24 protein-coding genes and 2 tRNA genes are annotated in these 23,789 nt (G+C 67.3%); 7 read left to right on the top strand and 19 right to left on the bottom strand.

Translation table 11 applies throughout. From position 1 onward, the window contains the following. Window positions 1-4 precede the first annotated feature (4 nt). A complete protein-coding gene (locus tag AC3WOH_RS05590) occupies window positions 5-742 on the top strand; it encodes a GntR family transcriptional regulator (protein WP_492228389.1) in 738 nt (245 codons plus the stop codon). Window positions 743-754: 12 nt separating this feature from the next. On the opposite strand, the gene AC3WOH_RS05585 is transcribed toward AC3WOH_RS05590, so the two are convergent. From AC3WOH_RS05585 to uvrB, 15 genes are all read right to left on the bottom strand, one after another. After that, the gene (locus tag AC3WOH_RS05585; RefSeq protein ID WP_492228388.1) at window positions 755-2,923 is read right to left on the bottom strand and encodes a xanthine dehydrogenase family protein molybdopterin-binding subunit; all 2,169 of its coding nucleotides are present in this window, start codon (window positions 2,921-2,923) and stop codon (window positions 755-757) included. Window positions 2,924-2,933: 10 nt separating this feature from the next. Continuing rightward, window positions 2,934-3,389 (bottom strand): (2Fe-2S)-binding protein, encoded by a 456-nt coding sequence (locus tag AC3WOH_RS05580; RefSeq protein ID WP_492228551.1) that lies wholly within the window; start codon window positions 3,387-3,389, stop codon window positions 2,934-2,936. A gap of 21 nt (window positions 3,390-3,410) precedes the next feature. Then, window positions 3,411-3,746, bottom strand: coding sequence for a c-type cytochrome (locus AC3WOH_RS05575; RefSeq protein WP_492228387.1), 336 nt, complete (start codon window positions 3,744-3,746; stop codon window positions 3,411-3,413). Between the two features lie 213 nt (window positions 3,747-3,959). Continuing rightward, window positions 3,960-4,901 (bottom strand): LysR family transcriptional regulator, encoded by a 942-nt coding sequence (locus tag AC3WOH_RS05570; RefSeq protein ID WP_492228386.1) that lies wholly within the window; start codon window positions 4,899-4,901, stop codon window positions 3,960-3,962. A gap of 158 nt (window positions 4,902-5,059) precedes the next feature. Further along, window positions 5,060-5,134: transfer RNA gene (locus AC3WOH_RS05565), tRNA-Val, on the bottom strand. 53 nt (window positions 5,135-5,187) lie between these two features. Then, a tRNA-Val gene (locus tag AC3WOH_RS05560) sits at window positions 5,188-5,262 on the bottom strand. 39 nt (window positions 5,263-5,301) lie between these two features. Next, window positions 5,302-6,015 (bottom strand): DNA polymerase III subunit epsilon, encoded by a 714-nt coding sequence (dnaQ, locus tag AC3WOH_RS05555; protein ID WP_492228385.1) that lies wholly within the window; start codon window positions 6,013-6,015, stop codon window positions 5,302-5,304. A 1-nt stretch (window position 6,016) separates the two neighbouring features. Next, window positions 6,017-6,355 carry an ISC system 2Fe-2S type ferredoxin gene (gene fdx / locus AC3WOH_RS05550; RefSeq protein WP_492228384.1) on the bottom strand — a complete coding sequence of 113 codons (339 nt, stop codon included), beginning with the start codon at window positions 6,353-6,355 and terminating at the stop codon, window positions 6,017-6,019. 40 nt (window positions 6,356-6,395) lie between these two features. After that, window positions 6,396-8,264 carry a Fe-S protein assembly chaperone HscA gene (hscA, locus tag AC3WOH_RS05545; protein WP_492228383.1) on the bottom strand — a complete coding sequence of 623 codons (1,869 nt, stop codon included), beginning with the start codon at window positions 8,262-8,264 and terminating at the stop codon, window positions 6,396-6,398. A 78-nt stretch (window positions 8,265-8,342) separates the two neighbouring features. Continuing rightward, a complete protein-coding gene (hscB, locus tag AC3WOH_RS05540) occupies window positions 8,343-8,861 on the bottom strand; it encodes a Fe-S protein assembly co-chaperone HscB (RefSeq protein WP_492228382.1) in 519 nt (172 codons plus the stop codon). 96 nt (window positions 8,862-8,957) lie between these two features. After that, window positions 8,958-9,281, bottom strand: coding sequence for an iron-sulfur cluster assembly protein IscA (gene iscA, locus AC3WOH_RS05535; protein ID WP_184855850.1), 324 nt, complete (start codon window positions 9,279-9,281; stop codon window positions 8,958-8,960). A gap of 6 nt (window positions 9,282-9,287) precedes the next feature. After that, window positions 9,288-9,686: a Fe-S cluster assembly scaffold IscU gene (gene iscU / locus AC3WOH_RS05530; RefSeq protein WP_184855849.1), complete on the bottom strand. Its 399-nt coding sequence runs from the start codon at window positions 9,684-9,686 to the stop codon at window positions 9,288-9,290. 60 nt (window positions 9,687-9,746) lie between these two features. Then, on the bottom strand, window positions 9,747-10,961 hold the full coding sequence (locus AC3WOH_RS05525; RefSeq protein ID WP_492228381.1) for an IscS subfamily cysteine desulfurase: 1,215 nt from the start codon (window positions 10,959-10,961) through the stop codon (window positions 9,747-9,749). Between the two features lie 116 nt (window positions 10,962-11,077). Next, the gene (gene iscR, locus AC3WOH_RS05520) at window positions 11,078-11,614 is read right to left on the bottom strand and encodes a Fe-S cluster assembly transcriptional regulator IscR (protein WP_184855847.1); all 537 of its coding nucleotides are present in this window, start codon (window positions 11,612-11,614) and stop codon (window positions 11,078-11,080) included. Between the two features lie 300 nt (window positions 11,615-11,914). Continuing rightward, complete coding sequence (gene uvrB, locus AC3WOH_RS05515) at window positions 11,915-14,005, bottom strand: excinuclease ABC subunit UvrB (RefSeq protein ID WP_492228380.1); 2,091 nt, start codon at window positions 14,003-14,005, stop codon at window positions 11,915-11,917. 105 nt (window positions 14,006-14,110) lie between these two features. On the opposite strand from uvrB, the gene AC3WOH_RS05510 reads away from it, so the two are divergent. Beyond that, the gene (locus AC3WOH_RS05510; protein WP_492228379.1) at window positions 14,111-15,307 is read left to right on the top strand and encodes an amino acid aminotransferase; all 1,197 of its coding nucleotides are present in this window, start codon (window positions 14,111-14,113) and stop codon (window positions 15,305-15,307) included. 34 nt (window positions 15,308-15,341) lie between these two features. Then, window positions 15,342-15,923 carry a nucleotidyltransferase family protein gene (locus AC3WOH_RS05505; protein WP_492228378.1) on the top strand — a complete coding sequence of 194 codons (582 nt, stop codon included), beginning with the start codon at window positions 15,342-15,344 and terminating at the stop codon, window positions 15,921-15,923. On the opposite strand, the gene AC3WOH_RS05500 is transcribed toward AC3WOH_RS05505, so the two are convergent. The 3 genes from AC3WOH_RS05500 to ygiD form a co-directional block, all read right to left on the bottom strand. After that, entirely contained in the window at window positions 15,882-16,241 is a 360-nt protein-coding gene (locus AC3WOH_RS05500) for a DUF6463 family protein (RefSeq protein WP_492228377.1), read from the bottom strand. The genes AC3WOH_RS05505 and AC3WOH_RS05500 overlap by 42 nt on opposite strands. Before the next feature lie 96 nt (window positions 16,242-16,337). Next, window positions 16,338-16,892: a Crp/Fnr family transcriptional regulator gene (locus tag AC3WOH_RS05495; RefSeq protein WP_492228550.1), complete on the bottom strand. Its 555-nt coding sequence runs from the start codon at window positions 16,890-16,892 to the stop codon at window positions 16,338-16,340. A gap of 57 nt (window positions 16,893-16,949) precedes the next feature. After that, window positions 16,950-17,810 (bottom strand): 4,5-DOPA-extradiol-dioxygenase, encoded by an 861-nt coding sequence (ygiD, locus tag AC3WOH_RS05490; protein WP_492228376.1) that lies wholly within the window; start codon window positions 17,808-17,810, stop codon window positions 16,950-16,952. Between the two features lie 179 nt (window positions 17,811-17,989). Between ygiD and AC3WOH_RS05485 the strand changes: the two genes are divergently transcribed. The 4 genes from AC3WOH_RS05485 to AC3WOH_RS05470 all read left to right on the top strand — a co-directional run bounded on the left by AC3WOH_RS05485 (window position 17,990) and on the right by AC3WOH_RS05470 (window position 22,833). Next, the gene (locus tag AC3WOH_RS05485; RefSeq protein ID WP_492228375.1) at window positions 17,990-18,880 is read left to right on the top strand and encodes a CoA transferase; all 891 of its coding nucleotides are present in this window, start codon (window positions 17,990-17,992) and stop codon (window positions 18,878-18,880) included. Between the two features lie 14 nt (window positions 18,881-18,894). Further along, window positions 18,895-19,554, top strand: a complete 660-nt coding sequence (locus AC3WOH_RS05480) for a DUF1294 domain-containing protein (RefSeq protein WP_492228374.1) — start codon at window positions 18,895-18,897, stop codon at window positions 19,552-19,554. Window positions 19,555-19,665: 111 nt separating this feature from the next. After that, a complete protein-coding gene (locus AC3WOH_RS05475) occupies window positions 19,666-20,133 on the top strand; it encodes a hypothetical protein (RefSeq protein WP_492228373.1) in 468 nt (155 codons plus the stop codon). A 282-nt stretch (window positions 20,134-20,415) separates the two neighbouring features. Next, window positions 20,416-22,833: an EAL domain-containing protein gene (locus AC3WOH_RS05470; protein ID WP_492228372.1), complete on the top strand. Its 2,418-nt coding sequence runs from the start codon at window positions 20,416-20,418 to the stop codon at window positions 22,831-22,833. Here AC3WOH_RS05470 and AC3WOH_RS05465 read toward each other — a convergent pair. After that, window positions 22,782-23,741: a DMT family transporter gene (locus AC3WOH_RS05465; RefSeq protein WP_492228371.1), complete on the bottom strand. Its 960-nt coding sequence runs from the start codon at window positions 23,739-23,741 to the stop codon at window positions 22,782-22,784. The two genes, AC3WOH_RS05470 and AC3WOH_RS05465, sit on opposite strands and share 52 nt — an antisense overlap. Between the last annotated feature and the right edge of the window lie 48 nt (window positions 23,742-23,789).

Genomic DNA, 23,789 nt, shown 5'->3' with positions numbered 1-23,789 from the left:
CCTTGTGCAGACACCCGCCCTCCCCCATTCCAAGACGAAACCGGCCCGCAGCTCGCGCGCCGACGATGTGTACGCCCAGCTCAAGCGCGACGTGGGCGAGTTCAAGCTGGTGCCCGGCGACCGCTTCACCGAGAACGAGATCTGCGAGCGCCTGGGCGTTTCGCGCACGCCCGTGCGCCAGGCCCTGGTGCGCCTGCAGCAGGAAGGCTATGTGGAGGTGCTGTTCCGCAGCGGCTGGCGCGTGCTGCCCTTCGACTTCGACCAGTTCGAGCAGCTCTACGACCTGCGCATGGTGCTGGAGACCACCGCCGTGCACCGCCTGTGCGACGAGGGGGCTGGCGGCGCGCTCAAGTCCATGCCGGTGGACCACCAGCTGCTCGACGAACTCAACCGCATCTGGCTGGTGCCCGTGGCCGAGCGCAGCACCGACACCCTGCAGGTAGCCGCCTGGGACGAGGCCTTCCACTGCGCGCTGGTGCGCGCGGCCGGCAATGCCGAGATGACGCGCGTGCACCGCGACGTGACCGAGCGCATCCGCATCATCCGCCGGCTCGACTTCACGCAGCAGGCGCGCATCGAGGCGACCTACGACGAGCACGCCACCATCCTCAAGGCCATCCGCGCCCACCGCGGCGACCAGGCCGCCATGCTGCTGCGCGCCCACATCCAGACCAGCCAGGCCGAGGTGCGCAAGATCACGCTGCACCAGGTGCACATGGCGCGCAACGCGGCCCCGTCCTGAGACGGGCGCTGGTCAGGCTTTCAGGTCCGTGTTCTTCAGCGGCAGGTGCCTTACCCGCTTGCCGGTGGCGGCGAACACGGCATTCAGCACGGCCGGCGCCGCCACGGCGATCGTCGGCTCGCCCACCCCGCCCCAGAAGCCGCCCGAGGGCATGACGATCACCTCCACCTTGGGCATCTCCGCCAGGCGCAGGACGTTGTAGGTGTCGAAGTTCTTCTGCTCGATGCGCCCATCCTTGACCGTGCATTCGCCGAACAGTGCGGCCGATAGGCCGTAGGAGAACGAGCCCGCCACCTGCGCCTCGACCTGCTGGGGGTTGACCACGTGGCCCGGGTCGGTGGCTGCCACGATGCGCAGCACCTGCAACTGGCCATCGGTCACGGAGACCTCGGCCACCGCTGCCGTGTAGCTGCCAAAGCCCATGTACTGGGCGATGCCGCGGAACACGCCCTTGGCGGCAGGCCGGCCCCAGCCCGCACGCTCGGCCACGGCGTCCAGCACCGCACGGTGTTTGGGCCGGGCGCCCATGTGGTCGCGGCGGAACTGGTAGGGGTCCTTGCCGGCGGCGTGCGCCACCTCGTCGATGAAGCACTCGCTGTAGATCGCGTTCTGGTTCGTGTTGACGCCACGCCAGTAGCCCGGGCGGATGTGCGTGTTGTGCATCGCAAAGTCCACCAGCACGTGCGGCACCTGGTAGCCCAGGTGGCCCTCGGGCGAGTCGGACAGCAGGCCCTGGAAGATGGTCGGGTCGCCGTTGGCCGTCATCGCCCCGGGGTTGGCATAGGCGGTGATGGACTGGCCGGAGATGCGCATGTGCAGCGCCTCCAGCTTGCCCGCCGCGTCCAGCGAAGCGCGCAGCCTGCAGTGCGTGACCGGGTGGAAGCGGCCCTGCAGCATGTCTTCCTCGCGCGTCCACATCATCTTGACGGGGGTGCCGGGCAACTGGCGCGCAATGCGCACGGCCATGGCCAGGTAGTCGGTGGCCAGGCGGCGGCCGAAGCTGCCGCCGATGCGCATGGGATGCACCTCGCAGGCCTCGGGCGCCAGGCCGGCGGCGGCGGCCACGGTGGCCAACGCCGCTTCGGCCACCTGGGTGGGGGCCCACACATCGCAGCGCTCGCGCGTCCAGCGCACGGTGGCCGACAAGGTCTCCATGGGCGCATGGTTCTGCATGGGCGTGCTGTAGTCGGCCTCGATCACGCGGCCGGCCCGCGCCAGGGTGCCCCGCGCATCCCCGGCGCGGTTGCCGACGAAGGGCGTCTCGCCGGTCAGGCCGGTGCGCACCAGGGCAGCAATGCTTTCGCTCGACACCTTGGCATTGGGGCCTTCATCCCAGACCACGGGCAGCTTGTCGAGCGCGGTCTTGGCCTGCCAGAAGGTGTCTGCCACCACGGCCACGGTCGCCTCGTCCACACGCAGCACCTGGCGCACGCCCGGCATTTTCTCGACGGCCGCTGCGTCGAAGCGCACCAGCTTGCCGCCATGCACCGGGCAGGCCTGGGGCACGGCGACCAGCATGCCGGGCATGCGCAAGTCCATGCCATAGACCAGCGAACCGTCGAGCTTGTCCAGGGTGTCCAGGCGCTTGAGCGGTTTGCCGGCGATCTTCCAGTCCTTGGGGTCCTTGAGCGCCACGTTGGCGGGCACGGGCAGCTTGCCCGCCTCGGCCGCCAGCGCGCCGTAGCGGGTGCTGCGGCCGCTGGGCGCATGCGTGACCACGCCCTTGTCGGTGCGGCAGTCCGCCGGATCCACCTTCCAGGCCGCTGCCGCCGCCTGCACCAGCATGCTGCGGGCCGCTGCGCCGCCCTGGCGCACATAGTCGTGCGAGCCGCGAATGCCACGCGAGCCACCCGTGCCCATGTCGCGCCACACGCGGTTGCGCGCACGGTTGGCACCGGGCTTCACGAGTTCGAAGCGCACATGGCTCCAGTCGCAATCGAGTTCCTCGGTCACCAGTTGCGCCAGGCCGGTCAGGGTGCCCTGCCCCATCTCGGCCCGCGCGATGCGCACGATCACCTGGTCATCGGGCTGGACCACGACCCAGGCCGTGACCTCCACCGGCGCCGCGCCGGACAGGCCCTGGGCCGCCAGCGGAAAGGAAAAACCGACCGCCAGCGCCCCTGTAGCCTGCAGGAAACCGCGGCGCGTGGGCTTGGCAAGGGGAGAAGCGAGTTCGTTCATGCCATTCTCCTCAGGCCGCCAGCCGTTTGGCGGCCAGTTGCACGGCCGCCAGCACGCGGGGATAGGTGCCGCAGCGGCAGATGTTGGTGATGCCCTCGCGGATGTCGCTCTCGCTGGGCTCCGCGTTCTGCGCCAGCAGGGACGATGCGGCCATGATCATCCCCGGCTGGCAGTAGCCGCACTGCGCCACGTCGAGCTCGGCCCAGGCCTCCTGCACGACCTTCATGCGCGTCTGCGCCAGCCCCTCGATGGTCGTGACCCTGGTCGTGGCCGGCAGTGCGCTCACCGGCACCGCGCACGAGCGCATGGCATTGCCATCCACATGCACCGTGCAGGCCCCGCACTGGACCACGCCGCAGCCGTACTTGGTGCCTGTGAGATGGGCATGCTCGCGCAGCACCCACAAGAGCGGCGTGCTGCCGTCCACGTCCAGCCGCGTAGTGCGGCCGTTGATGTTGAGTTCCACCATCGTGAGTTCCTTTCCTTTCTACTTCTGCTCAAGGATCCAGGCAGCCAGTGCCTGGGCTTCGCCGGCCGACACCTGCGGCTGGTTCGGCATGGGAATGGGCCCCCAACGGCCCGTGCTGCCCTTGCCGATGCGCTCGACCAGTTGCGCGGCGGCATCGGTCTGGCCAGCATACTTGGCCGCGACCTCCTTGTACGAGGGGCCGACGATGCGCGTGGCGACCGCGTGGCAGGTCATGCAGTTCTTCTGCTGCGCGAGGGTGGTGCTGGCGGCTGCAGGCATGGCCAGCGCGGGCAGCAGGAGCACCGGGAGGACCATGGCCAGCAGGTGGCCGCGGGAAGGCTGGAGGAAAAACATGGGCGTTATACGTCCTATCGTGTGGGGATGGCAACGACTCTAGGCGCTCGCACGCGCCAGCACTACGCCTGCCTGGCTTGAACCAGAAACAAGCGCTGGTTGCGAATGCAGGGTACGGGCGGGTCCGACCACCACGCGGGTGCCCTCGGGCCGGCTGTCCGGGCCGAGCAGGGCCTGGCCGTTCTCTGAAGCCGAACTGGGTGGATCGCCAGCTCAGACAGCCCGGCCCAGCTCGCTGTCGTTGAGCACGTACAGGGGCGAATCGAGCAGCCGCGCAATTGCCAGTTCGATGAAGGCACGCACCCGGCGCGGCTGCGCAGCCCGGCTGCCGTAGTACAGGTGCACGCCGATGTGGTCGGTCATGTGCTGCGGCAAGAGCGGCACCAGTTGCCCGGCACGCACATGGCTGGCGGCGGACAGGTTGGACACCTGGCCGATCACCTGACCGGCTAGCACCGCCTGCAGCTCCAGCTCGATGTTGTTGGTCGTCAGGTGCCCGCCCACCAGGCGGTGCACGACCTCGCCGCCCACGCTCAGGTACCAGGGCAGCACCTGCCCTGTGGAAGGATGGCGAAACGCACTGCAGCGGTGCTGCGCCAGCTCGTCCAGCGACTGCGGAGCCCCATGTCGCGCCAGGTAGGCCGGGGAGGCACACACCATGAGCTGCACGGGGAACAGGCGGCGGGCGATCACGCCCTCATCGGGCGAGGCGCCGATGCGAAAGCCCACGTCCACCCGGTCCATGACCCAGTTGGAGCGGCCGTCATCGAGCTGCACCTCCGGCTGCACGCCGGGGTGCTGGGTGCAGAACTCGTCGAGCACCGGCATCAGGATCGAGGTGAAGGACGAGACCGGCCCGACGATGCGCAAGGGCCCTGCAATCAGGTCCCGGGCATCGCGCGCCTGGTCCAGCGCGCGCTGCAGTTCGGCCAGGGCGGGTTGCGTGGTTTCCAGGAAGCGCTGCCCTTCGTCGGTCATGGCCAGGCTGCGCGTGGTGCGGTGCAAAAGGCGCACGCCCAGGTGTTCCTCCAGCTGGGCAATCGCCTGGCTGGCTGCCTGGGGCGTCACTCCCTGGGCCAGCGCGGCGCGGCGGATGCTGCCCAGCTCCACCGCCTTGGCAAAGGTGGAGATCGCGCGGAATTCATTGATGGGCATGGGGGCAACGCCGGGGCGCCAGTGGCAAGTGAAATTTGATTGTGGTGCAACTCTTTAGCAACGGCCCCCAAAGACCTTGACGGGCCCGCCGCGCGCGACAACGAAGCGCGCAAGAACGAAAAAACCCTTGCAGACCTGGATCTGCAAGGGTTTCGAATTGGTGGGAGATGCAAGTTTCGAACTTGCGACCCCTGCAGTGTGAATGCAGTGCTCTACCCCTGAGCTAATCTCCCGCAGCGCCATCCTTCATGCGAAGGACTTTGCCGTAGTTTGTCTGCGAGCTGGGTGGTGGGAGATGCAAGTTTCGAACTTGCGACCCCTGCAGTGTGAATGCAGTGCTCTACCCCTGAGCTAATCTCCCGTTGTCGCTGCGACAAGCCTTAGATTATAGAACAGTTTTTCAGGCTGTTTGGAATTTTCGCCAGATTGTTTTGCCACCGCTCGATTTATCCATCTGCGTGAGCACCTCGGCGTGCAGCGCCACCTCCTGCTCGCTGGCTGGCAGCACGGGCAGCACCAGGCTGCGCAGGTCGATGGCGGCCACGCTGATGCCGCCGGCGCTGTCGTCGGCCTCGTCCGCGACCAGGAGCGCATCCTGCCCGCGCGTCATGTTGATGTAGACGTCGGCCAGCAGCTCGGCATCGAGCAAGGCGCCGTGCAGCGTGCGACCGGAGTTGTCCACCTCCAGCCGGTCGCACAGTGCATCGAGCGAGTTGCGCTTGCCCGGGAACATTTCCTTGGCCATGGCCAGGGTGTCGGTCACGCTGCCGACATAGGTCTTGAGCGCGGGGCGGCCCGTGAGTTCGAGCTCCTTGTTCAGGAAGCCGACGTCGAAGGCCGCGTTGTGGATGATGATCTCGGCGCCCCGCAGGTACTCCAGGATGTCCGGGGCCAGCTCGGCGAACTTGGGTTTGTCGCGCAGGAACTCGTTGCTGATGCCGTGGACCTTGAGCGCGTCCTCATGGCTGTCGCGCCCCGGGTTGAAATAGAAGTGCAGGTTGTTGCCCGTGAGCTTGCGGTTGAGCAGCTCCACGCAACCGAGTTCGATGATGCGGTCGCCGCCCTCGGCCGAGAGGCCGGTGGTTTCGGTGTCGAGAACGATCTGCCGTGTCATTTCAGTGATTCTCTTTCGCGTGGTTGATCGTGTACTTGGGGATTTCCACGGTCACATCGGTCTGCGCCAGGATGGCCTGGCAGGACAGGCGCGATTGTGGCTCCAGGCCCCAGGCGCGGTCCAGCAGGTCTTCCTCCTCTTCCTCCGCGTCGTTGAGCGAGGACAGGCCTTCGCGCACGATGACGTGGCAGGTGGTGCAGGCGCAGCTCATGTCGCAGGCGTGCTCGATGTCGATGTGGTTGTCCAGCATGGCCTCGCAGATCGAGGTGCCGGCGGGCGCGGTGATTTCGGCGCCGGCGGGGCAGTATTCCGGATGGGGCAGGATCTTGATGACGGGCATGGTGCGTCTTGTTGTTCGTTCTTGTCGTAGGGGGTGTCGGTCAGAAGGACTGGACGTTCTTGCCGGCCAGGGCCTGCTGGATGCCGCGGTTCATGCGCTGCGCAGCAAAGGCCTCGGTGCCCTTGGCCAGGGCCTCGGTGGCGGCCTCGATCACGGCGGCATCCTGGGACTCGCGCTGGCCGTGCAGGGCCTGCATCAGCGCGTCGATGTCGGCCCGCTCTGCCGCCGAGAGCACGTCGCCATCGGCATCGAGCGCGCTCTGCGTGGCCAGCAGCATGCGGTCGGCGTCCACACGCGCCTCGACCACGGCGCGGGCGCGCATGTCCTGCGCCGCGGTGGCAAAGCCGTCCTGCAGCATGCGCGCGATCTCGTCGTCCGACAGGCCGTAGGAGGGCTTCACGTCGATGCGCGCCTCCACCCCGCTGCCCTGCTCTTTCGCGCTCACGCTCAGGAGGCCATCGGCATCGACGGTGAAGGTCACGCGGATGCGCGCGGCGCCGGCCGCCATGGGCGGAATGCCGCGCAGCTCGAAGCGCGCCAGGCTGCGGCAGTCCTGCACCAGGTCGCGCTCGCCCTGCAGCACATGGATGGCCAGCGCGGTCTGGCCGTCCTTGTAGGTGGTGAAGTCCTGCGCCTTGGCAGTGGGAATGGTCTCGTTGCGACCCACGATGCGCTCGACCAGGCCGCCCATGGTCTCGATGCCCAGCGACAGTGGAATCACATCGAGCAGCAGCAGGTCGCCCGCGGTGTTGTTGCCCGCCAGCTGGTTGGCCTGGATGGAGGCGCCCAGGGCCACCACCTCATCAGGGTTCAGATTGGTGAGCGGCTCGGTACCGAAGAACTCGGCCACGGCGCGCTGCACCTGCGGCATGCGGGTGGAGCCGCCGACCATGACGACACCCTGCACTTCGTCGCGCGCCAGGTGCGCATCGCGCAGCGCGCGGCGCACGGCGGCCATGGAACGTGTGGTCAGGTGGGCGGTGGCGGCCTCGAAGTCCGCACGCGACACGGCATGCTGCACGCCCTCGCCTGCCAGTTGCGCGCTGAAGGTGGCGCTGTCGGCGGCGCTCAGCGCCTCCTTGCAGGCGCGTGCCGCCATGCGGGTGGCCACCTTGTCGGCCGGGGTATCGACCACGCGGCCCCGTTGCTGCAGCACCCAGTCGGCCAGCGCGGCATCGTAGTCATCACCGCCCAGGGCCGAATCGCCACCCGTGGCGATGACTTCGAACACACCCTGTGTGAGCCGCAGGATGGAGATGTCGAAGGTGCCGCCGCCCAGGTCGTAGACGGCGTAGACGCCCTCGCTGGCATTGTCCAGGCCATAGGCGATAGCGGCAGCAGTAGGCTCGTTGATCAGGCGCAGCAGGTGGATGCCGGCGAGTTGCGCCGCATCCTTGGTGGCCTGGCGCTGGGCATCGTCGAAGTACGCGGGCACGGTGATCACGGCACCGTACAGGTCGTCGTTGAAGGTGTCCTCGGCGCGGTAGCGCAGCGTGGCCAAGATCTCGGCGCTCACCTCCACGGGCGACTTCACGCCGCCCACCGTGGACAGGCTGACCATGCTGGTGGAGCCATCGGCCGGCGCCACGAAGTCATAGGGCAGCTTGCCGGCGTCGGCCACGTCCTTGAGGCCACGCCCCATGAAGCGCTTGGCAGACGAGATGGTGTTGCGCGGGTCCTGCGCCTGCGCGGCCACGGCCTCGTGCCCGATCTGGCGGCCGCCTTGGTCCAGGTAGCGCACCACGGAGGGCAGCAGCACCCGGCCCTGGTCGTCGGGCAGGCATTCGGCCACGCCATTGCGCACGGCGGCCACCAGGGAATGCGTGGTCCCGAGGTCGATGCCCACGGCAATGCGCCGCTGGTGCGGGTCGGGGGACTGGCCGGGTTCAGAGATCTGCAAAAGCGCCATGGCGTGATGATGAATTCTTGTCGTCGTGTTCTTCGTGCCTGCAAGCGCGCCGTGCGGCCTGCAGAAAGGGGCAAGCCCCTATTGTCCCAGTTGATCGCGGCGGCGCTCGATGTCGTCGCCAAATCGCGCAATGAACATGAGGGCTCTGACCTCGCGGGCCGCCCCCGCGGCATCGCCCGCTTCATCGAGCAACTGGCCGCAGCGCGCCAGCGCGGCACGCCGGGCCTGCTGCACCTCGTCGTCCAGCGCATCAAGGGCCGCTTCACCTTCGGCGTCTTCGAGCGCTTCGCGCCATTCCATCTGCTGCATCAGAAAGGCCGCCGGCATGGCGGTGTTGTCCTCGGCGCGAATCGGTGCCCCACGCAGCTCGCACAGGTAGGCCGCGCGGCGCAGCGGGTCCTTCAGGCGCTGGTAGGCCTCGTTGATGCGCACCGACCACTGCATGGCCACGCGCTGCGCGGCCGCGCCCTGGGCCGCGAACTTGTCGGGGTGGGCTCCGCGCTGCAGCTCCTTCCAGCGCGCATCGATGGCGCTGCGCTCCTGCGCAAAGCGCTGCGCGAGGCCGAACAGCTCGAAATCGTCGGATTGCAGATTCATGGATAGCAAGGGGTCAAGAAAAAACCGCCAGCACGGGGCGTGCGATGGCGGTTTGGCCGGGCGCTTCGTACAGCAGGCGGCAAGGCCTGCGAGCGATCAAACGCGGAAGCTCTCGCCGCAACCGCAGCGGTCGCGCTCGTTGGGGTTGTTGAACTTGAAGCCTTCGTTCAGGCCCTCGCGCACGAAGTCGAGTTCCGTGCCGTCGATGTAGGCCAGGCTCTTGGGGTCGATCAGCACCTTCACGCCGTGGTTCTCGAACACCACGTCCTCGGGCTCGGTGTCGTCCACATACTCAAGCTTGTAGGCCAGGCCCGAGCAGCCCGTGGTCTTGACGCCCAGGCGCACGCCCAGCCCCTTGCCACGGCGGCTCAGGTAGCGGGTCACGTGCCGCGCAGCGGCTTCTGTCAGCGTGATGGCCATGGTCGATCAGGCGCTCACAGCCGCAGCGTGCTTGGTTTTGTAGTCGAGCACGGCGGCCTTGATGGCGTCTTCCGCGAGAATGGAGCAGTGAATCTTGACGGGCGGCAGGGCCAGCTCTTCGGCGATCACGCTGTTCTTCAGCGCTGCCGCTTCGTCCAGGGTCTTGCCCTTGACCCACTCGGTCACGAGCGAGGACGAGGCGATGGCCGAACCGCAGCCGTAGGTCTTGAAGCGTGCATCTTCGATCACGCCGGTTTCGGGGTTCACCTTGATCTGCAGCTTCATCACGTCACCGCAAGCAGGCGCGCCCACCATGCCGGTGCCCACCGACTCGTCACCCTTGTCGAACGAGCCCACGTTGCGGGGGTTCTCGTAATGGTCAACCACTTTGTCTGAATAAGCCATGATGTCTACCTCTTCAATTCTTCAATGCAATTCGGTCGGTCGGTCGCGATGCGCGGTCGCTCAGTGCGCGGCCCACTGGATGGTGCTGATGTCCACGCCATCCTGGTACATCTCCCACAGCGGGCTCAGCTCGCGCAGGCGGGCGACGTTTTCGCGGATGGTGGCGATCGCGTAGTCGATCTCTTCCTCGGTCGTGAAGCGGCCGATGGTCATGCGCAGGCTGCTGTGGGCCAACTCGTCGCTGCGGCCCAGGGCGCGCAACACATAGCTGGGCTCCAGGCTGGCGGAGGTGCAGGCGGAACCCGACGACACCGCCAGACCCTTGATGCCCATGATCAGCGACTCGCCTTCAACGTAGTTGAAGCTCATGTTCAGGTTCTGCGGCACGCGACGCTCCATGCTGCCGTTGATAAACACCTGCTCGATGTCCTTCAAGCCATTGAGCAGGCGCTGCTGCAGTGCGTAGGCCTTGGCGTTGGACTCGGCCATCTCTTCCTTGGCAATGCGGAAGGCCTCGCCCATGCCCACGATCTGGTGCGTGGGCAGGGTGCCCGAGCGCATGCCGCGCTCATGGCCGCCACCGTGCATCTGCGCTTCCAGGCGCACGCGGGGCTTGCGGCGCACGTACAGGGCACCCACGCCCTTGGGGCCGTAGGTCTTGTGCGCGGTCATGCTCATCAGGTCGATGGGCAGGGTGTTCATGTCGATCTCGACGCGGCCGGTGGCCTGCGCTGCATCCACATGAAGCAGCACGCCCTTTTCACGGCACAGTGCGCCGATGGCCGGGATGTCCTGGATCACGCCGATCTCGTTGTTCACGAACAGGATGCTCACCAGGATGGTGTCGGGGCGAATGGCGGCCTTCAAGGCCTCCAGGTCCACCAGGCCGTCTTCCTTGACGTCCAGGTAGGTGGCTTCGAACCCCTGGCGCTCCAGCTCGCGCATGGTGTCCAGCACGGCCTTGTGCTCGGTCTTGAGCGTGATCAGGTGCTTGCCCTTGCCCTTGTAGAACTGGGCTGCGCCCTTCAGGGCCAGGTTGATCGATTCCGTGGCGCCGCTGGTCCAGACGATCTCGCGCGGGTCGGCGTGGATCAGATCGGCCACCTGGCCGCGGGCGCGCTCCACCGCTTCTTCCGCTTCCCAACCCCAGGCATGGCTGCGCGACGCGGCGTTGCCGAAGTGCTCACGCAGCCAGGGGATCATGGCGTCCACCACGCGGGGGTCCACCGGGGTCGTGGCGCCGTAGTCGAGATAGATGGGGAAGTGTGGAGTCATGGCGTGGCTGGCTCGGGAAGAATGCTGGCTTGCAAACAACGAAGCACGGTTGGTTACAGAAAGAGAAGGCGTTCAGGGCGGTGCCGACCCCAGGGCCGGCGCGGCGGGTTCGGTGATCAGGATTTGGCGAAGGCGTTGCCCAGCGCGAACACCGAATTGGGGGCGTTCACACGGATGGGCTTGACCACGGGGGTCGTCGAGATCGCGCGGCGCACCACCGGCTTGTCCTCGATCTGCACGCCCTTGGCGAGCTGCTCTTCCACCAGCTTCTGCAGCGTGACGGAGTCGAGGAACTCGACCATGCGCTGGTTCAGCGAGGCCCACAGCTCGTGCGTCATGCAGCGGCCAGCTTCGCCCAGGCAGTTCTCCTTGCCGCCGCACTGGGTGGCATCGATGGGCTCGTCCACCGAGACGATGATGTCGGCCACCGTGATGTCGCCCGCCTTGCGGGCCAGGGTATAGCCGCCGCCGGGGCCACGGGTGGATTCCACCAGTTCGTGGCGACGCAGCTTGCCGAAGAGTTGTTCCAGGTAGGACAGCGAAATCTGCTGGCGCTGGCTGATCGCAGCCAGGGTGACGGGCCCGTTGTTCTGGCGCAGGGCCAGATCGATCATGGCGGTGACCGCAAAACGGCCTTTGGTAGTGAGACGCATCGCAAGCTCCTTGTGCTAAGGCTTGTTCGTTGTAGAAACTGCCGACTACTGGCTGTTGGCCAGCAACGACACCGTCTCCGCCCCTTACTCCACACGGGTTTTCCCGGTGCAGAGCCCTTCATCTTGTGGGCTTTTGTTCTTGAGTAGTTTGTAGGAGTATAGCACAAATCCCTATTGAATCAGTCGGGATAAGAAACTGCCGGGTCACTATTTCCCCATACGCGTTTTTACTGACTGCCCACTGCGCTGAAGAACAACACGCGCCCCACCCTGCTGCCATGTCGGGGCGCGCGCGCACTTTCACAAGGCCACGGAATCGCTGCCGTGCGCACCAAAGGCCTGGTCCTTCAGGCGCGTAAGCTGGTCGCGCACACGCGCCGCCTGCTCGAACTCGAGGTTGCGCGCATGGTCGAGCATGAGCTTCTCGAGCCGCTTGATCTCGCGCGCCACATCCTTTTCGGACATGTCCTCCACCTTCGCGCGCTGCAGCGTTTCCTGCTCCAGCCGCTCGGCGTCCTTGCCGGCTTTTTCACTGTAAACACCGTCAATCAGGTCTCTTACCCTCTTGACAATGCTGCGCGGCGTGATTCCGTGTGCCTCGTTGTGTGCGATCTGTTTGGCGCGCCGGCGTTCCGTCTCGTCCATGGCTTTTTTCATGGAATCGGTGATGCGGTCGGCGTACAGGATGGCGTGGCCGTTCATGTTGCGCGCCGCCCGGCCGATGGTCTGGATCAGGCTGCGCTCAGCGCGCAGAAAGCCTTCCTTGTCCGCATCGAGGATGGCCACCAGCGAGACCTCGGGGATATCGAGGCCCTCGCGCAGCAGGTTGATGCCCACCAGCACGTCGAAGGCGCCCAGGCGCAGGTCGCGGATGATCTCCACGCGCTCGACCGTGTCCACATCGCTGTGCAGGTAGCGCACCTTGACACCGTTGTCCGTGAGGTAGTCGGTCAGCTGCTCGGCCATGCGCTTGGTCAGCGTGGTGATGAGCACGCGCTCGTGCTTCTCGGTGCGGATGCGGATCTCCTGCAGCACATCGTCCACCTGGTGGGTGGCCGGGCGCACTTCCACCACCGGGTCCACCAGGCCCGTGGGGCGCACCACCTGGTCGACCACCTGGCCGGCGTGCTGCTTCTCGTAGTCGGCCGGCGTGGCCGAGACGAAGACCACCTGGCGCATGCGCTGCTCGAATTCCTCGAACTTGAGCGGGCGGTTGTCCAGCGCCGAAGGCAGGCGAAAGCCATATTCCACCAGCGTGGTCTTGCGCGAGCGGTCGCCGCTGTACATGGCGTTGAGCTGGCCGATCATCTGGTGGCTCTCGTCCAGGAACATCAGCGCGTTCTTGGGCATGTAGTCGGTCAGCGTGCTCGGCGGGTCGCCCGGCGCCGCGCCCGACAGGTGGCGCGTGTAGTTCTCGATGCCCTTGCAGTGCCCGACTTCGCTGAGCATCTCCAGGTCGAAGCGGGTGCGCTGCTCCAGGCGCTGGGCCTCCACCAGCTTGCCGTCGTCCAGCAGTTGCTTTAGGCGCTCGGCGAGCTCGATCTTGATGGTTTCCACGGCGGCCAGCACCTTGTCGCGCGGGGTAACGTAGTGGCTGCTGGGGTAGACGGTGAAGCGCGGGATCTTCTGCTTGACGCGGCCGGTGAGCGGGTCGAACAGCTGCAGGCTCTCGATCTCGTCGTCGAACAGCTCGATGCGGATCGCTAGCTCCGAGTGCTCGGCCGGGAACACGTCGATGGTGTCGCCGCGCACGCGGAACTTGCCGCGCGAGAAATCGGCCTCGTTGCGCTGGTACTGCATGCGGATGAGCTGGGCGATCACGTCGCGCTGGCCCAGCTTGTCGCCGGTGCGCAGGGTCATCACCATGCGGTGGTAGCTCTCGGGCTCGCCGATACCGTAGATGGCCGAGACGGTGGCCACGATGACCACGTCGGTGCGCTCCATCAGGCTCTTGGTGCACGACAGGCGCATCTGCTCGATGTGCTCGTTGATCGCGCTGTCCTTCTCGATGAACAGGTCGCGCTGGGGCACATAGGCCTCGGGCTGGTAATAGTCGTAGTAGCTCACGAAGTACTCCACGGCGTTCTTGGGGAAGAACTCGCGGAACTCGCTGTACAGCTGTGCGGCCAGCGTCTTGTTGGGCGCGAACACGATGGCCGGGCGGCCCATGCGGGCGATCACGTTGGCCATGGTGAAGGTCTTGCCCGAGCCTGTCACGCCCAGCAGGGTCTGGAAGGCCTCGCCGTCGTTCAGGCCCTCGACCAGCTTGGCGATGGCTTCGGGCTGGTCGCCCGCGGGGGGATAGGGTTGGAACAGCTCGAAGGGCGAGTCGGGAAAGCGCACGAACTCGCCTTCTTGCGTGTCCGTCATGACTTCTGAAATATCCGGCATGGGGTGTGTCAACGGTTGCGGTGGTCCGCCCGTTAAAATCGGTGGAACCCGGCACAGTACACCACGCCTGGATTCTTCGCTACTGACAACCTTTCAAGGATTTTCATGTCTCTGTTCACCGCCGTCGAAATGGCACCCCGCGACCCCATCCTGGGCCTCAACGAGCAATTTGCTGCTGACACCAACCCCAACAAGGTCAACCTGGGCGTGGGCGTGTATTTCGACGACAACGGCAAGCTGCCCCTGCTGCAGTGCGTGCAGGCCGCCGAAAAGACCATGATGTCGGCCCCCACCGCCCGCGGCTACCTGCCCATCGACGGCATCGTGGCCTATGACAACGCCGTCAAGGGCCTGGTCTTCGGCGCGGACAGCGAACCCGTGACCTCCGGCCGCGTGGCCACCGTGCAGGCCATCGGCGGCACCGGCGGCCTGAAGATCGGCGCCGACTTCCTCAAGAAGGTCAGCCCCAATGCCAAGGTGCTGATCTCCGACCCGAGCTGGGAAAACCACCGCGCGCTGTTCACCAACGCCGGCTTCGAAGTCGACACCTACGCCTACTACGACGCCGAAAAGCGCGGCGTGAACTTCGAAGGCTTCCTGGCCAGCCTGAACGCGGCCGCCGCCGGCACCATCGTCGTGTTGCACGCCTGCTGCCACAACCCCACCGGCTACGACATCACCGCCGCGCAGTGGGACCAGGTGATCGCCGCCGTCAAGGCCAAGGGCCTGACCCCCTTCCTGGACATGGCCTACCAGGGCTTCGGCCACGGCATCGCCGAAGACGGCGCCGTGATCAACAAGTTCGTGGCCGCCGGCCTGAGCTTCTTCGTCTCCACCTCGTTCAGCAAGAGCTTCAGCTTGTACGGCGAGCGCGTGGGCGGCCTGTCGGTGCTGTGCAAGGACAAGGAAGAAGCCGGCCGCGTGCTGAGCCAGCTCAAGATCGTGATCCGCACGAACTACTCCAACCCACCCATCCACGGCGGCGCCGTGGTGGCCGCCGTGCTGGGCAACCCCGAGCTGCGCGCCCTGTGGGAGAAGGAACTGGCCGAAATGCGCGTGCGCATCAAGGCCATGCGCCAGAAGCTGGTGGACGGCCTGAAGGCCGCCGGCGTGAAGCAGGACATGTCCTTCATCACCACCCAGATCGGCATGTTCAGCTACTCGGGCCTGACCAAGGACCAGATGGTGCGCCTGCGCAACGAGTTCGGCGTGTACGGCACCGACACCGGCCGCATGTGCGTTGCTGCGTTGAACAGCAAGAACATCGACTACGTCTGCCAATCGATTGCAAAGGTCGTCTGAGCACGATGAAGAAGCGGCGCTGCGGCGCCGCTTCGTGAGCGAAGCGCTCCAGAACCCGCACAACGCGGCCCTTCTGGAGCGTTTGCCGCTTCTGGGCCTGCCCGATGCCTGGCTGGTCGCGGGCTGCCTGTTCCAGACGGTGTGGAACCTGCATTCGGGCCATGCGCCCGAGGCGCGCATCAAGGACTACGACCTTTTCTACTTCGATGCGGGCGACCTGTCAGCCGCGACCGAAGCCGCCGTGCAGGCGCGCGCGGAGGCGCTGTTCGCCGACCTGCCCATCACCGTGGAAGCCAAGAACCAGGCACGCGTGCACCTCTGGTACGAGGAATGGTTCGGCTACCCCTACACCGCCCTCACCTCGGCGCGCGACGGGATTGGCCGCTTTCTGGTGCCTTGCACCTGTGTGGGCCTGCAGCCCGGCATCGACGGGCCTGTGCTGCATGCGCCCTATGGGCTCGACGAGCTGTACGCAGGCATCCTGCGCCCCAACCCGGCCTGCCCGCACCTGCCGCTGTTCGAGGCCAAGGCCCTGAGCTACCAGCAGCGCTGGCCCTGGCTGCGCATGCACACCCTAGAGCCAGCCCCACCCCGCAGCGATCAGCAGCAGCGATAGCCCGAACAGCAACCACAGCGGCGACACCGGGAACGCCGCGATGCCCACCACCGATGCCACGAGGGCATACGTGCCCGTGATCCTGAGCAGCGCCGGGTCGCCCATGGCCACGGCACGGATGGCCAGGTGCCCCATGAGCATCAGCAAGGGGCCGCACATCAGGAACCAGAACGCCGTGCGCCGCAGCTCGTGCTCCCGGAACTGGTCAATGAACCCCGCAGCCACAGCCTCCCCCAGCGGCAGCTTGAAGCGGACAATGCCGAACACGAGATGGGCCAGGCCCAGAACCAGGGTGGCCCATGCGATACCTCTTGCCATGAATCGAAACTCCTTCCCTATGGATGCCCCTTGCGCGGGATTGCACAAGGCGACCCCACTGTAGGAAAGGGAGAAGAACGGCGCCTTAACAATTGATCAGTTCTGCGTGGCCTGGTTGATCTGGCGGCGGATCCGGGACAGCGAGACATCCGTGAGCCCCAGGAAGCTGGCCAGGTGCACCAGCGGCACCCGCTCGGCCAGGTCCGGCTCCTGCCGGCAGAACTTCTGGTAGCGGGCCTTGCCGTCCAGCGTGAGCAGGTCCAGCTCGCGCTGCGACTTGCGGTGCAGCAGCCGTCCCAGGAGCTCAGCCCGAAACGGCTCCCACAGCCCCTTGGCGTGCAGGCCGGTGCGCAGATCGACCAACGGGGCACTCCAGACGACGGAGTCCTCCAGCGCCGAGACATTGAACGGCAGGGCTTCGCTCTCCATGCCGGGCGTCAGCGGGAAGAACATGGTGCCGCCAGGCCAGAAGCTTTTGCTGAAATCCTTGCCATCGCCCTCGATGGTGTGCATGCGCACCAGGCCGCGCTCCACAAAGAAGGCCCGGTCCCAGACCGCCCCTTGGTGCGCAAGCACCTCTCCTTTCCTGTACGCACGCGCCTGGAATTGCGGCACCAAGGACAGCAAGACCCCCGGGTCCCCCGTCGACATGGCCTGGGCCATCAGCGCCCGGACCTTGCCGGCCATGTCGCCATCGCGGGACATCTGCTAACCCCAGAGCACCGAGCGCATCGAGATCGATGCCGACTGGAAGCCTGTATTGAAAAAGCGCGGCATTTCAGTCGACTGCACCGCCCCGGCCGCATACAACAGCGGCAGGTAGTGCTCATGCGTGGGGTGGGCCTGCTTCGCCACCGGGCCGAGCTGCAGGAAATTGGCCAGCGCATCGAGCTGGCCCTGCTTGATCTGGTCCTGCACCACTCCATCGAACTCATTGGCCCAGTCGTAGGCCTCGTTGGCCGCCGTGCCGCGGCGCGTGGCACGCAGGTTGTGCACCACATTGCCGCTGCCCACGATGAGCACACCGCGCTCGCGCAGGACCGCGAGCTGCCGGCCCAGCGCATAGTGCTCCGCTGGGGCACGGCTGTAGTCCATGCTCAACTGCAGCACGGGGATCTGCGCCTTGGGGAACATGGGCTTGAGCACCGACCAGGTGCCGTGGTCCAGGCCCCACTCGCCCTCGTCCACCCCGAGCGCGGCGCCCGTGGCCGGCGATTTCAGCTCCTTGGCCAGGGTGCGCGCCACAGCGGGCGCGCCCGGCGCGGGGTACTGCTGGTCAAACAGCGCCTGCGGAAACCCGCCGAAGTCGTGGATGGTCTTGGGGTTGGCCATGCCCGTGAGCTGCCAGCCGCCGCGCGTGAGCCAGTGGGCCGAGATGCACAGGATGAGCTGGGGCTGCACGGCGCGCGCCATCAGCTCCGTGCCCAGCGCCTGCCAGGCGCGGCGCCAGGCGTTGTCCTCGATGGCGTTCATGGGGCTGCCATGGCCCAGGAACAGCACCGGCATGCGCGGCGAGGGCTTGAGGGCTTGCAACGCGGGCAAGGGGGCGGCACTGCTGAGCGAAGTCACGAAAGCTCCTGGAAAAGTGGCCCACCCCGCGAGGGCGGCCAGAGAGGTTCTGCGTTGCATGGACAAGGATAACGTAACAAATTTTGTATAACGCAGGGAGTGAGCGCGCGGCCGGACCAAAGTTCCGGCCATGGATCCACCCCGGGCGCCACCGCCTTCATCCATTTCTACAAAGAGACATGAGCACCACCCTGCCCCAGCCCCTGCGCAACACCCGCGTCCTGAGCCTTGCCCTGAACCTGCCCGGCCCCGCCGCCCTGATGCGCTGCGTGCGCATGGGCGCCCAGTGCACCAAGCTGGAACCACCGCCTGTGGCAGGCTACCCGAGCGCCGACCCCATGGGCATCTACAGCCCGGCTGCCTACGCCACGCTGCACCAGGGCGTGCGCGTGGTGCATGCCCACCTCAAGACGGCCGAGGGCCAGGCCACGCTGCACGAAGAGCTGGCGCGCACCGATGTGCTCATCACCTCGTTCCGCCCCTCGGCCCTGGCCAAGCTGGGCCTGGGCTGGGAGGCCCTGCAGGCCAAGTACCCGCGCCTGTCCCTGGTGCGCATCGTCGGCGCGGCGGCCGAGCGTGCGGAGGAGCCGGGCCATGACCTCACCTACCTGGCCGATGCCGGCCTGGTCACCGGCACCGAGATGCCGCCCACGCTGTATGCCGACATGGGGGGATCGCTGATGGCCAGCGAGGCCGTGCTCCAGGCCCTGATGGAGCGCACCCACAGCGGCAGCGGCGTGTGCATCGAAGTCGCCCTGGCCGATGCCGCCGCATGGCTGGCCCAGCCGCACGACTGGGGCCTGACCACGCCCGACGGCGACGTAGGTGGCAACCATGCGGGCTACCGCATCTACCCCTGCGCCGATGGCCGGGTGGCCGTGGCCGCCCTGGAGCCCCACTTTGCCGCCAGCCTGTGCGCCGCCGCCGGCCTGCCCGCCACGGGCGATGCACAGGTGTTGCGCGCCCCGGCCACGCACGAGGCCGTGGCTGCCTTCCTGCGCACGCAGACCCGCGCGCAGCTCGATGCACTGGCACAGGCGCAGGACATCCCGCTGCACACCCTCGCCTGAAAACACAAGCAAGCATGCAAAAGCAAGGGAAAGTGGTGCGCTGGAACGCCGAGCGCGCCTTTGGCTTCATCCGCAGCCCCGACACCCCTGCCGACGTTTTCTTCCACGTGCGCGATTTCCAGGGCGGTGGTACGCCCCGCGAAGGGCAGTCCGTGAGTTACCAGGAGATCCATGTGGGCGGCAAGGGCCCCAGGGCGATGGCGGTGCAGCCTGCGGGCGCCCAGGCAACAGCACACGCGTCTGCTCGCTCGGCGCCCGTACCGCCAGCGCCCAAGCCCCGGCAACAGCAGCCATCACGCGCCGACCGGTCGGGTGGCACGCCTGCATTCCAGGCCGCGGCCTACCTGCTGATGGCACTTTGGGCCGGCCTGCTGGCCTGGGGGGCATGGAAGGGCCGGCTGCCCCTTTGGCTGCTGGGCGGCGCGGCAGCACTCAACCTGCTGACCTTTGGCCTCTACTTCATCGACAAGCAGGCGGCACAAAGCGGTCAATGGCGCACCAGCGAAAACACCTTGCACGGACTGGCGCTTTTGGGAGGCTGGCCCGGCGCCTGGTTCGCCCAGCAGATGCTGCGCCACAAATCGAGCAAGGCCAGGTTCCGGGCGGCGTACTGGGCCACGGTGCTGGCGAACTGCGCCGGCCTGGCCGCCTGGGTACTGCGCGGGATCGGCTGAGCCAACCAGACTCCACATGGGGATGACAGGCAAATTGCCCCTGGGACTACAGGCAGCCAGGCTGCCCGAGGCTTCAATGGAGAGGTATCCACCCCTCCAAAGGAGACGGCCATGAAGCCAATGATTCTTGACTCCACCATGACCAATATGGGCGGCGTGTTCTACCCCACAGGGCATGTGTTCGCCCTGTTCCCCGACGAGGACTGCGTGCGCCAGGCAGCCACTGCGCTGGAGGCCGCTGGCCACAAGGGCGCGCTGGCCTATGCCAGCCCCGAAGCCATCCTGGCCGACATCGTGCGCACCCTGGGCACGGCCGATGCTCCCCTGCCCTCGGTGGGCGCCGAGGGTGACATGGTGCGCCGCATCGCCGACCTGGCCGGCACCGGCCACCATGGCCTGTTGATCCAAATGGACAGCAAGGACGAGCCCGACGCGGTGGTCGCGGCCATCACCCCCGAAGGCGCGGCCACGGCCTTCTACTACCGCACCTTCATCATCGAAGACCTGGTGACGCCCCCCGTGCCGGACGATAAGACCCAGTCCGTAGTGGTGGGCACGCACGCCGCCACGGCCAACTGAACAGGTTCCAACCCCCGGGAACCCGCGCTCCGCAAGGCACGCGGGTTTTTTCATGCCCGCCGCTGGCGCACCCGGCGCCAAGGATTTGCTGCGCGGCCGCCGGGTTGCCGATATAGTGGCCTGGCACGGCCAGCCCGCACGCCCGCCCACCGCAATTCCGACTGGGGGCGACACGGCGGCCTACCGCACGGGAGGGAATCGACAATGGGGTTGTTCAGCCACCAAAGCCCGCTCCAGGCACATCCGGCCGCACGGCCTTGAAAGCCCCGGCGGCAGCGGCACATGACCGACACGGGCGCGCCACGAGGCCAGGGACCGCTGCGCGCCACGCTGCGGATCACTTGGCCCTTCCTGCTGATGGTGGTCCTGCTGGCGGCCTGCGTCGCGGGCAGCCTGTATGTGCTGTCGGCCGTGCGGGCCTTCGTGGCTGGCGAAAGCCTGTGGACCAAGGGGCAGAAGGACGCCATCTACTACCTGGACCGCTACGCCGCCACAGGATCCCCCGACGCCTATGTGCAATACCGCAAGGCCGTCGAGGTTCCGCTGGGTGACAAGGCGGCCCGCCTGGCGCTGCTCGAGTCCCAGCCCATCGACCTGAACGCCGCCCGGGAAGGCTTTGCCCGCGGCGAGAACCACCCCGACGACATCGACAGCCTGATCTGGCTGCTGCAATGGTTCCACCGTTTCGAGATCATGCGGCAGCCGCTGGTCCACTGGGTGGTCGGGGACCAGCACATCGCCAGCCTGCAGCTGCTGGCCGAGGAGATCCACCAGGGCCACACCGCAGGGCTGGTGGACGCCGGCACGCGCCGCAGTTGGCAGGCCAGCATACGCTCCATCAATGCGGGCGCCACCCCGGCGGCGCGGGCCTTCAGCGCCTCGCTGGGGGACAGCTCCCGGCGCATCGTGCAGTGGCTGCTCTGGGCCAACGTGGGCATGGCCAGCCTGCTGATCCTTCTGACCACCTGGCACACCCGAGGCCTGCTGGCGCAGCGCCAGCGGGCGGAGCTCGCGCTCGACGCCGAGCGCGAGCAGGCCCGCATCACGCTCGCCGCCATTGGCGACGCCGTGGTGACCACCGACCTGCAGGGCCAGGTGCTGTACCTGAATGCCGCTGCCGAGGCCCTGGTGGGCATGCCCGCCCAGGAGGCCACCGGGCGCCCCCTGGCCCAGGTGCTGCAGCTCAACGACGGCACCGGCGCCCTGGGCGCGGAGCACCTGGTGGAGCGGGTGCTGCGCGGCGGCCCCACGCACCGCGATGGCTTCACACCCACCGTGGTGCGCCCGGACCAGAGCGCTGTGCCCGTCAAGCTCATGGGCTCGCCGATCGAGCACCAGGGCCGGCCCAAGGGGGCGGTGCTGGTGCTGCACGACGTGACGCGCGAGCAGCACTATGTGGAGCAGCTGTCCTGGCAGGCCAGCCACGACGCGCTCACCGGCCTGGTGAACCGGCGCGAGTTCGAACACCGGCTCGAAGTGCTGCTCAGCCAGCCGCGCGCCGTGGGGCGCGAAGGCGCCCTGCTCTTCGTGGACCTGGACCAGTTCAAGCTCATCAACGACACCTGCGGCCACCAGGCGGGCGACGAGATGCTGCGCGAGGTCTGCCGCATGCTGCAAAGCCACCTGCGCGAAGGCGACACGCTGGCGCGCCTGGGGGGCGACGAATTCGGCATTCTGCTCAAGGACTGCCCGCCCGCGCCCTCGGCACGCATTGCCGAGCAACTGCGCCAGGCGGGGCACGAGCTGCGCGTGCTCTGGGAAGGCCGCCAGCTCTCCACCGGGCTGAGCATCGGCATGGTGCAGCTGATCCCGGCGCTCAGCACCATCCAGGAGGCCATGCGCGTGGCCGACATGGCCTGCTACCGCGCCAAGGAAGGCGGCCGCAACCAGGTCTTCGTCTACCAGACCGAAGACATCGAGATGAGCCGCCGCGAAGGCGACATGGACTGGGTGCGGCGCCTGCGCCTGGCCCTGGAGCACCACCGCTTTCGCCTGCATGCGCAGACCATCACCGCGCTGCAAGGGGACGGGGCGGGCCTGCACCTGGAGGTGTTGCTGCGCCTGGCCGAGGACGGCACGGAACTGATCGCCCCGGGCTGCTTCATTCCCGCCGCCGAGCACTACGGCATGATGCCCGCCATCGACCGCTGGGTGGTGCGGCACACGCTGGCCACTCTGGCGCAACACCAGGCTGCCGGGGGCCCGACGGTGCACACCTGCGCCATCAACCTCTCGGGCATCAGCCTGGGCGACGAGAGCCTGCTGCGCTACATCCACACCGAAATCGAGCAGTCGGGGGTGGACCCGCACCTGCTGTGCTTCGAGATCACCGAAACCAGCGCCATATCGCACCTGCCCAGTGCCGTGCGGCTCATGAAGGACCTGCAGCAACTGGGCTGCCGCTTCGCGCTCGACGATTTCGGCGTGGGCATGTCCTCCTTCACCTACCTCAAGCACCTGCCGGTGGACTACCTCAAGATCGACGGCAGCTTCGTGCGCGACCTGCTGGAAGACCCCACCAACCGCGCCATGGTGGAGATGATCAACCACATCGGCCATGTCATGGGCAAGGAGACCATTGCGGAGTTCGCCGAGTCCATGGAAATCGTCGATGCGCTGCGTGCCATCGGCGTGGACCATGCCCAGGGCTATGCGCTCTCGCGCCCCGTCCCCCTGGAGGACTGTCTGCGCAAAGGCTGAGCCAGGGCCCCACTGCCCAGTACGAGGCCAGGTACCACCAGCAGAACGGCAGCAAGCAAAGCACCCGAAAACGACTCCCCCAGCAAGCCGGCACCGCCGATGGCCGTGAGCAGCGGCACCAGCGCGGCAGACAGGGCGGCGCGCGCCGCGCCCAGCTGGGCAATCGCCACGCCGTAGACCACCAGGCCCAGCATACCTGCTGCCACGCCCTGCCCCAGCGCCTGCCAGGCCACGTCGGTCCAAGGGGCCGAAAGCAGGCGCGGGGCACCTGCGACCAGCAACACGGGCAGCAACAGCAGAGCCGACCCCAGGTTCACCACAGCCGCCCCCTGCCATGGCGTGAGGCCGCTGCCGCGGAACACCAGCGTGTACGCGGACCACAGCAGCGCCGCGAGCAGGAACAGCAGGTCGCCGCGCCAGGCCCCTTGCACCGCACCCCAGCCAGCGGCACCGAAGACGGCCATGCCCGCCACGATCAGCGCCAGGCCCAGCAGCCGCGAAGGCGCTGGCCGCTCCCCCGCCACCAGCCAGCCCCCGAGCGCAGTGAACACCGGCAGGCTGCCGGCCACGAAGATGCCCATGTGCGCAGCAGGCGCCCATTGCGCGCCGGCCAGCACCACCAGGCCGAACGGCAGGCCGCCGCACAGCACCAGCAGTGCGCAGCGCCACAAGGACAGGCCGGTCGGCCACCCGCTGCGCCGCAAGCACAGCGGTGCCAGGACCAGCGCGGGAATGGCATAGCGCAGCACGGCCAGCTCGACCGGCCCCAGCGTGGTGGTGACCCCATGGCGCGAGGCCAACTGCCAGCCGCTGCCGATGAGCGCGGCAGCCAGCGCGGCCAGCCAGCCAAGCCAGGGCGATGGCAGGAAGAAAGACGGGCGGCGCAAGAAGGAGGTGACAGCAGGCATGCCCGCAGTCTCTGCGCACCACCCCCGACCCGGCTATCAGAATCCTGC

It is taken from the genome of Acidovorax sp. FW305-C-20-28 (assembly GCF_058783375.1).
Note: the sequence above shows the minus strand (reverse complement) of the source record. Positions and strands in the feature narration are given on the sequence as shown.

Excerpts from the sequence above, each read along its gene's own strand:
- AC3WOH_RS05500 (WP_492228377.1), bottom strand. The coding sequence starts at position 16,241 with ATGGCAAGAGGTATCGCATGGGCCACCCTGGTTCTGGGCCTGGCCCAT.
- uvrB (WP_492228380.1), bottom strand. The coding sequence starts at position 14,005 with ATGCCGGATATTTCAGAAGTCATGACGGACACGCAAGAAGGCGAGTTC.
- AC3WOH_RS05470 (WP_492228372.1), top strand. The coding sequence starts at position 20,416 with ATGACCGACACGGGCGCGCCACGAGGCCAGGGACCGCTGCGCGCCACG.
- AC3WOH_RS05485 (WP_492228375.1), top strand. The coding sequence starts at position 17,990 with ATGAGCACCACCCTGCCCCAGCCCCTGCGCAACACCCGCGTCCTGAGC.
- AC3WOH_RS05510 (WP_492228379.1), top strand. The coding sequence starts at position 14,111 with ATGTCTCTGTTCACCGCCGTCGAAATGGCACCCCGCGACCCCATCCTG.
- AC3WOH_RS05525 (WP_492228381.1), bottom strand. The coding sequence starts at position 10,961 with ATGACTCCACACTTCCCCATCTATCTCGACTACGGCGCCACGACCCCG.
- hscB (WP_492228382.1), bottom strand. The coding sequence starts at position 8,861 with ATGAATCTGCAATCCGACGATTTCGAGCTGTTCGGCCTCGCGCAGCGC.
- iscU (WP_184855849.1), bottom strand. The coding sequence starts at position 9,686 with ATGGCTTATTCAGACAAAGTGGTTGACCATTACGAGAACCCCCGCAAC.
- dnaQ (WP_492228385.1), bottom strand. The coding sequence starts at position 6,015 with ATGACACGGCAGATCGTTCTCGACACCGAAACCACCGGCCTCTCGGCC.
- fdx (WP_492228384.1), bottom strand. The coding sequence starts at position 6,355 with ATGCCCGTCATCAAGATCCTGCCCCATCCGGAATACTGCCCCGCCGGC.
- iscR (WP_184855847.1), bottom strand. The coding sequence starts at position 11,614 with ATGCGTCTCACTACCAAAGGCCGTTTTGCGGTCACCGCCATGATCGAT.
- iscA (WP_184855850.1), bottom strand. The coding sequence starts at position 9,281 with ATGGCCATCACGCTGACAGAAGCCGCTGCGCGGCACGTGACCCGCTAC.
- AC3WOH_RS05465 (WP_492228371.1), bottom strand. The coding sequence starts at position 23,741 with ATGCCTGCTGTCACCTCCTTCTTGCGCCGCCCGTCTTTCTTCCTGCCA.
- AC3WOH_RS05495 (WP_492228550.1), bottom strand. The coding sequence starts at position 16,892 with ATGTCGACGGGGGACCCGGGGGTCTTGCTGTCCTTGGTGCCGCAATTC.
- AC3WOH_RS05475 (WP_492228373.1), top strand. The coding sequence starts at position 19,666 with ATGAAGCCAATGATTCTTGACTCCACCATGACCAATATGGGCGGCGTG.
- AC3WOH_RS05585 (WP_492228388.1), bottom strand. The coding sequence starts at position 2,923 with ATGAACGAACTCGCTTCTCCCCTTGCCAAGCCCACGCGCCGCGGTTTC.
- hscA (WP_492228383.1), bottom strand. The coding sequence starts at position 8,264 with ATGGCGCTTTTGCAGATCTCTGAACCCGGCCAGTCCCCCGACCCGCAC.
- AC3WOH_RS05480 (WP_492228374.1), top strand. The coding sequence starts at position 18,895 with ATGCAAAAGCAAGGGAAAGTGGTGCGCTGGAACGCCGAGCGCGCCTTT.
- AC3WOH_RS05570 (WP_492228386.1), bottom strand. The coding sequence starts at position 4,901 with ATGCCCATCAATGAATTCCGCGCGATCTCCACCTTTGCCAAGGCGGTG.
- AC3WOH_RS05575 (WP_492228387.1), bottom strand. The coding sequence starts at position 3,746 with ATGTTTTTCCTCCAGCCTTCCCGCGGCCACCTGCTGGCCATGGTCCTC.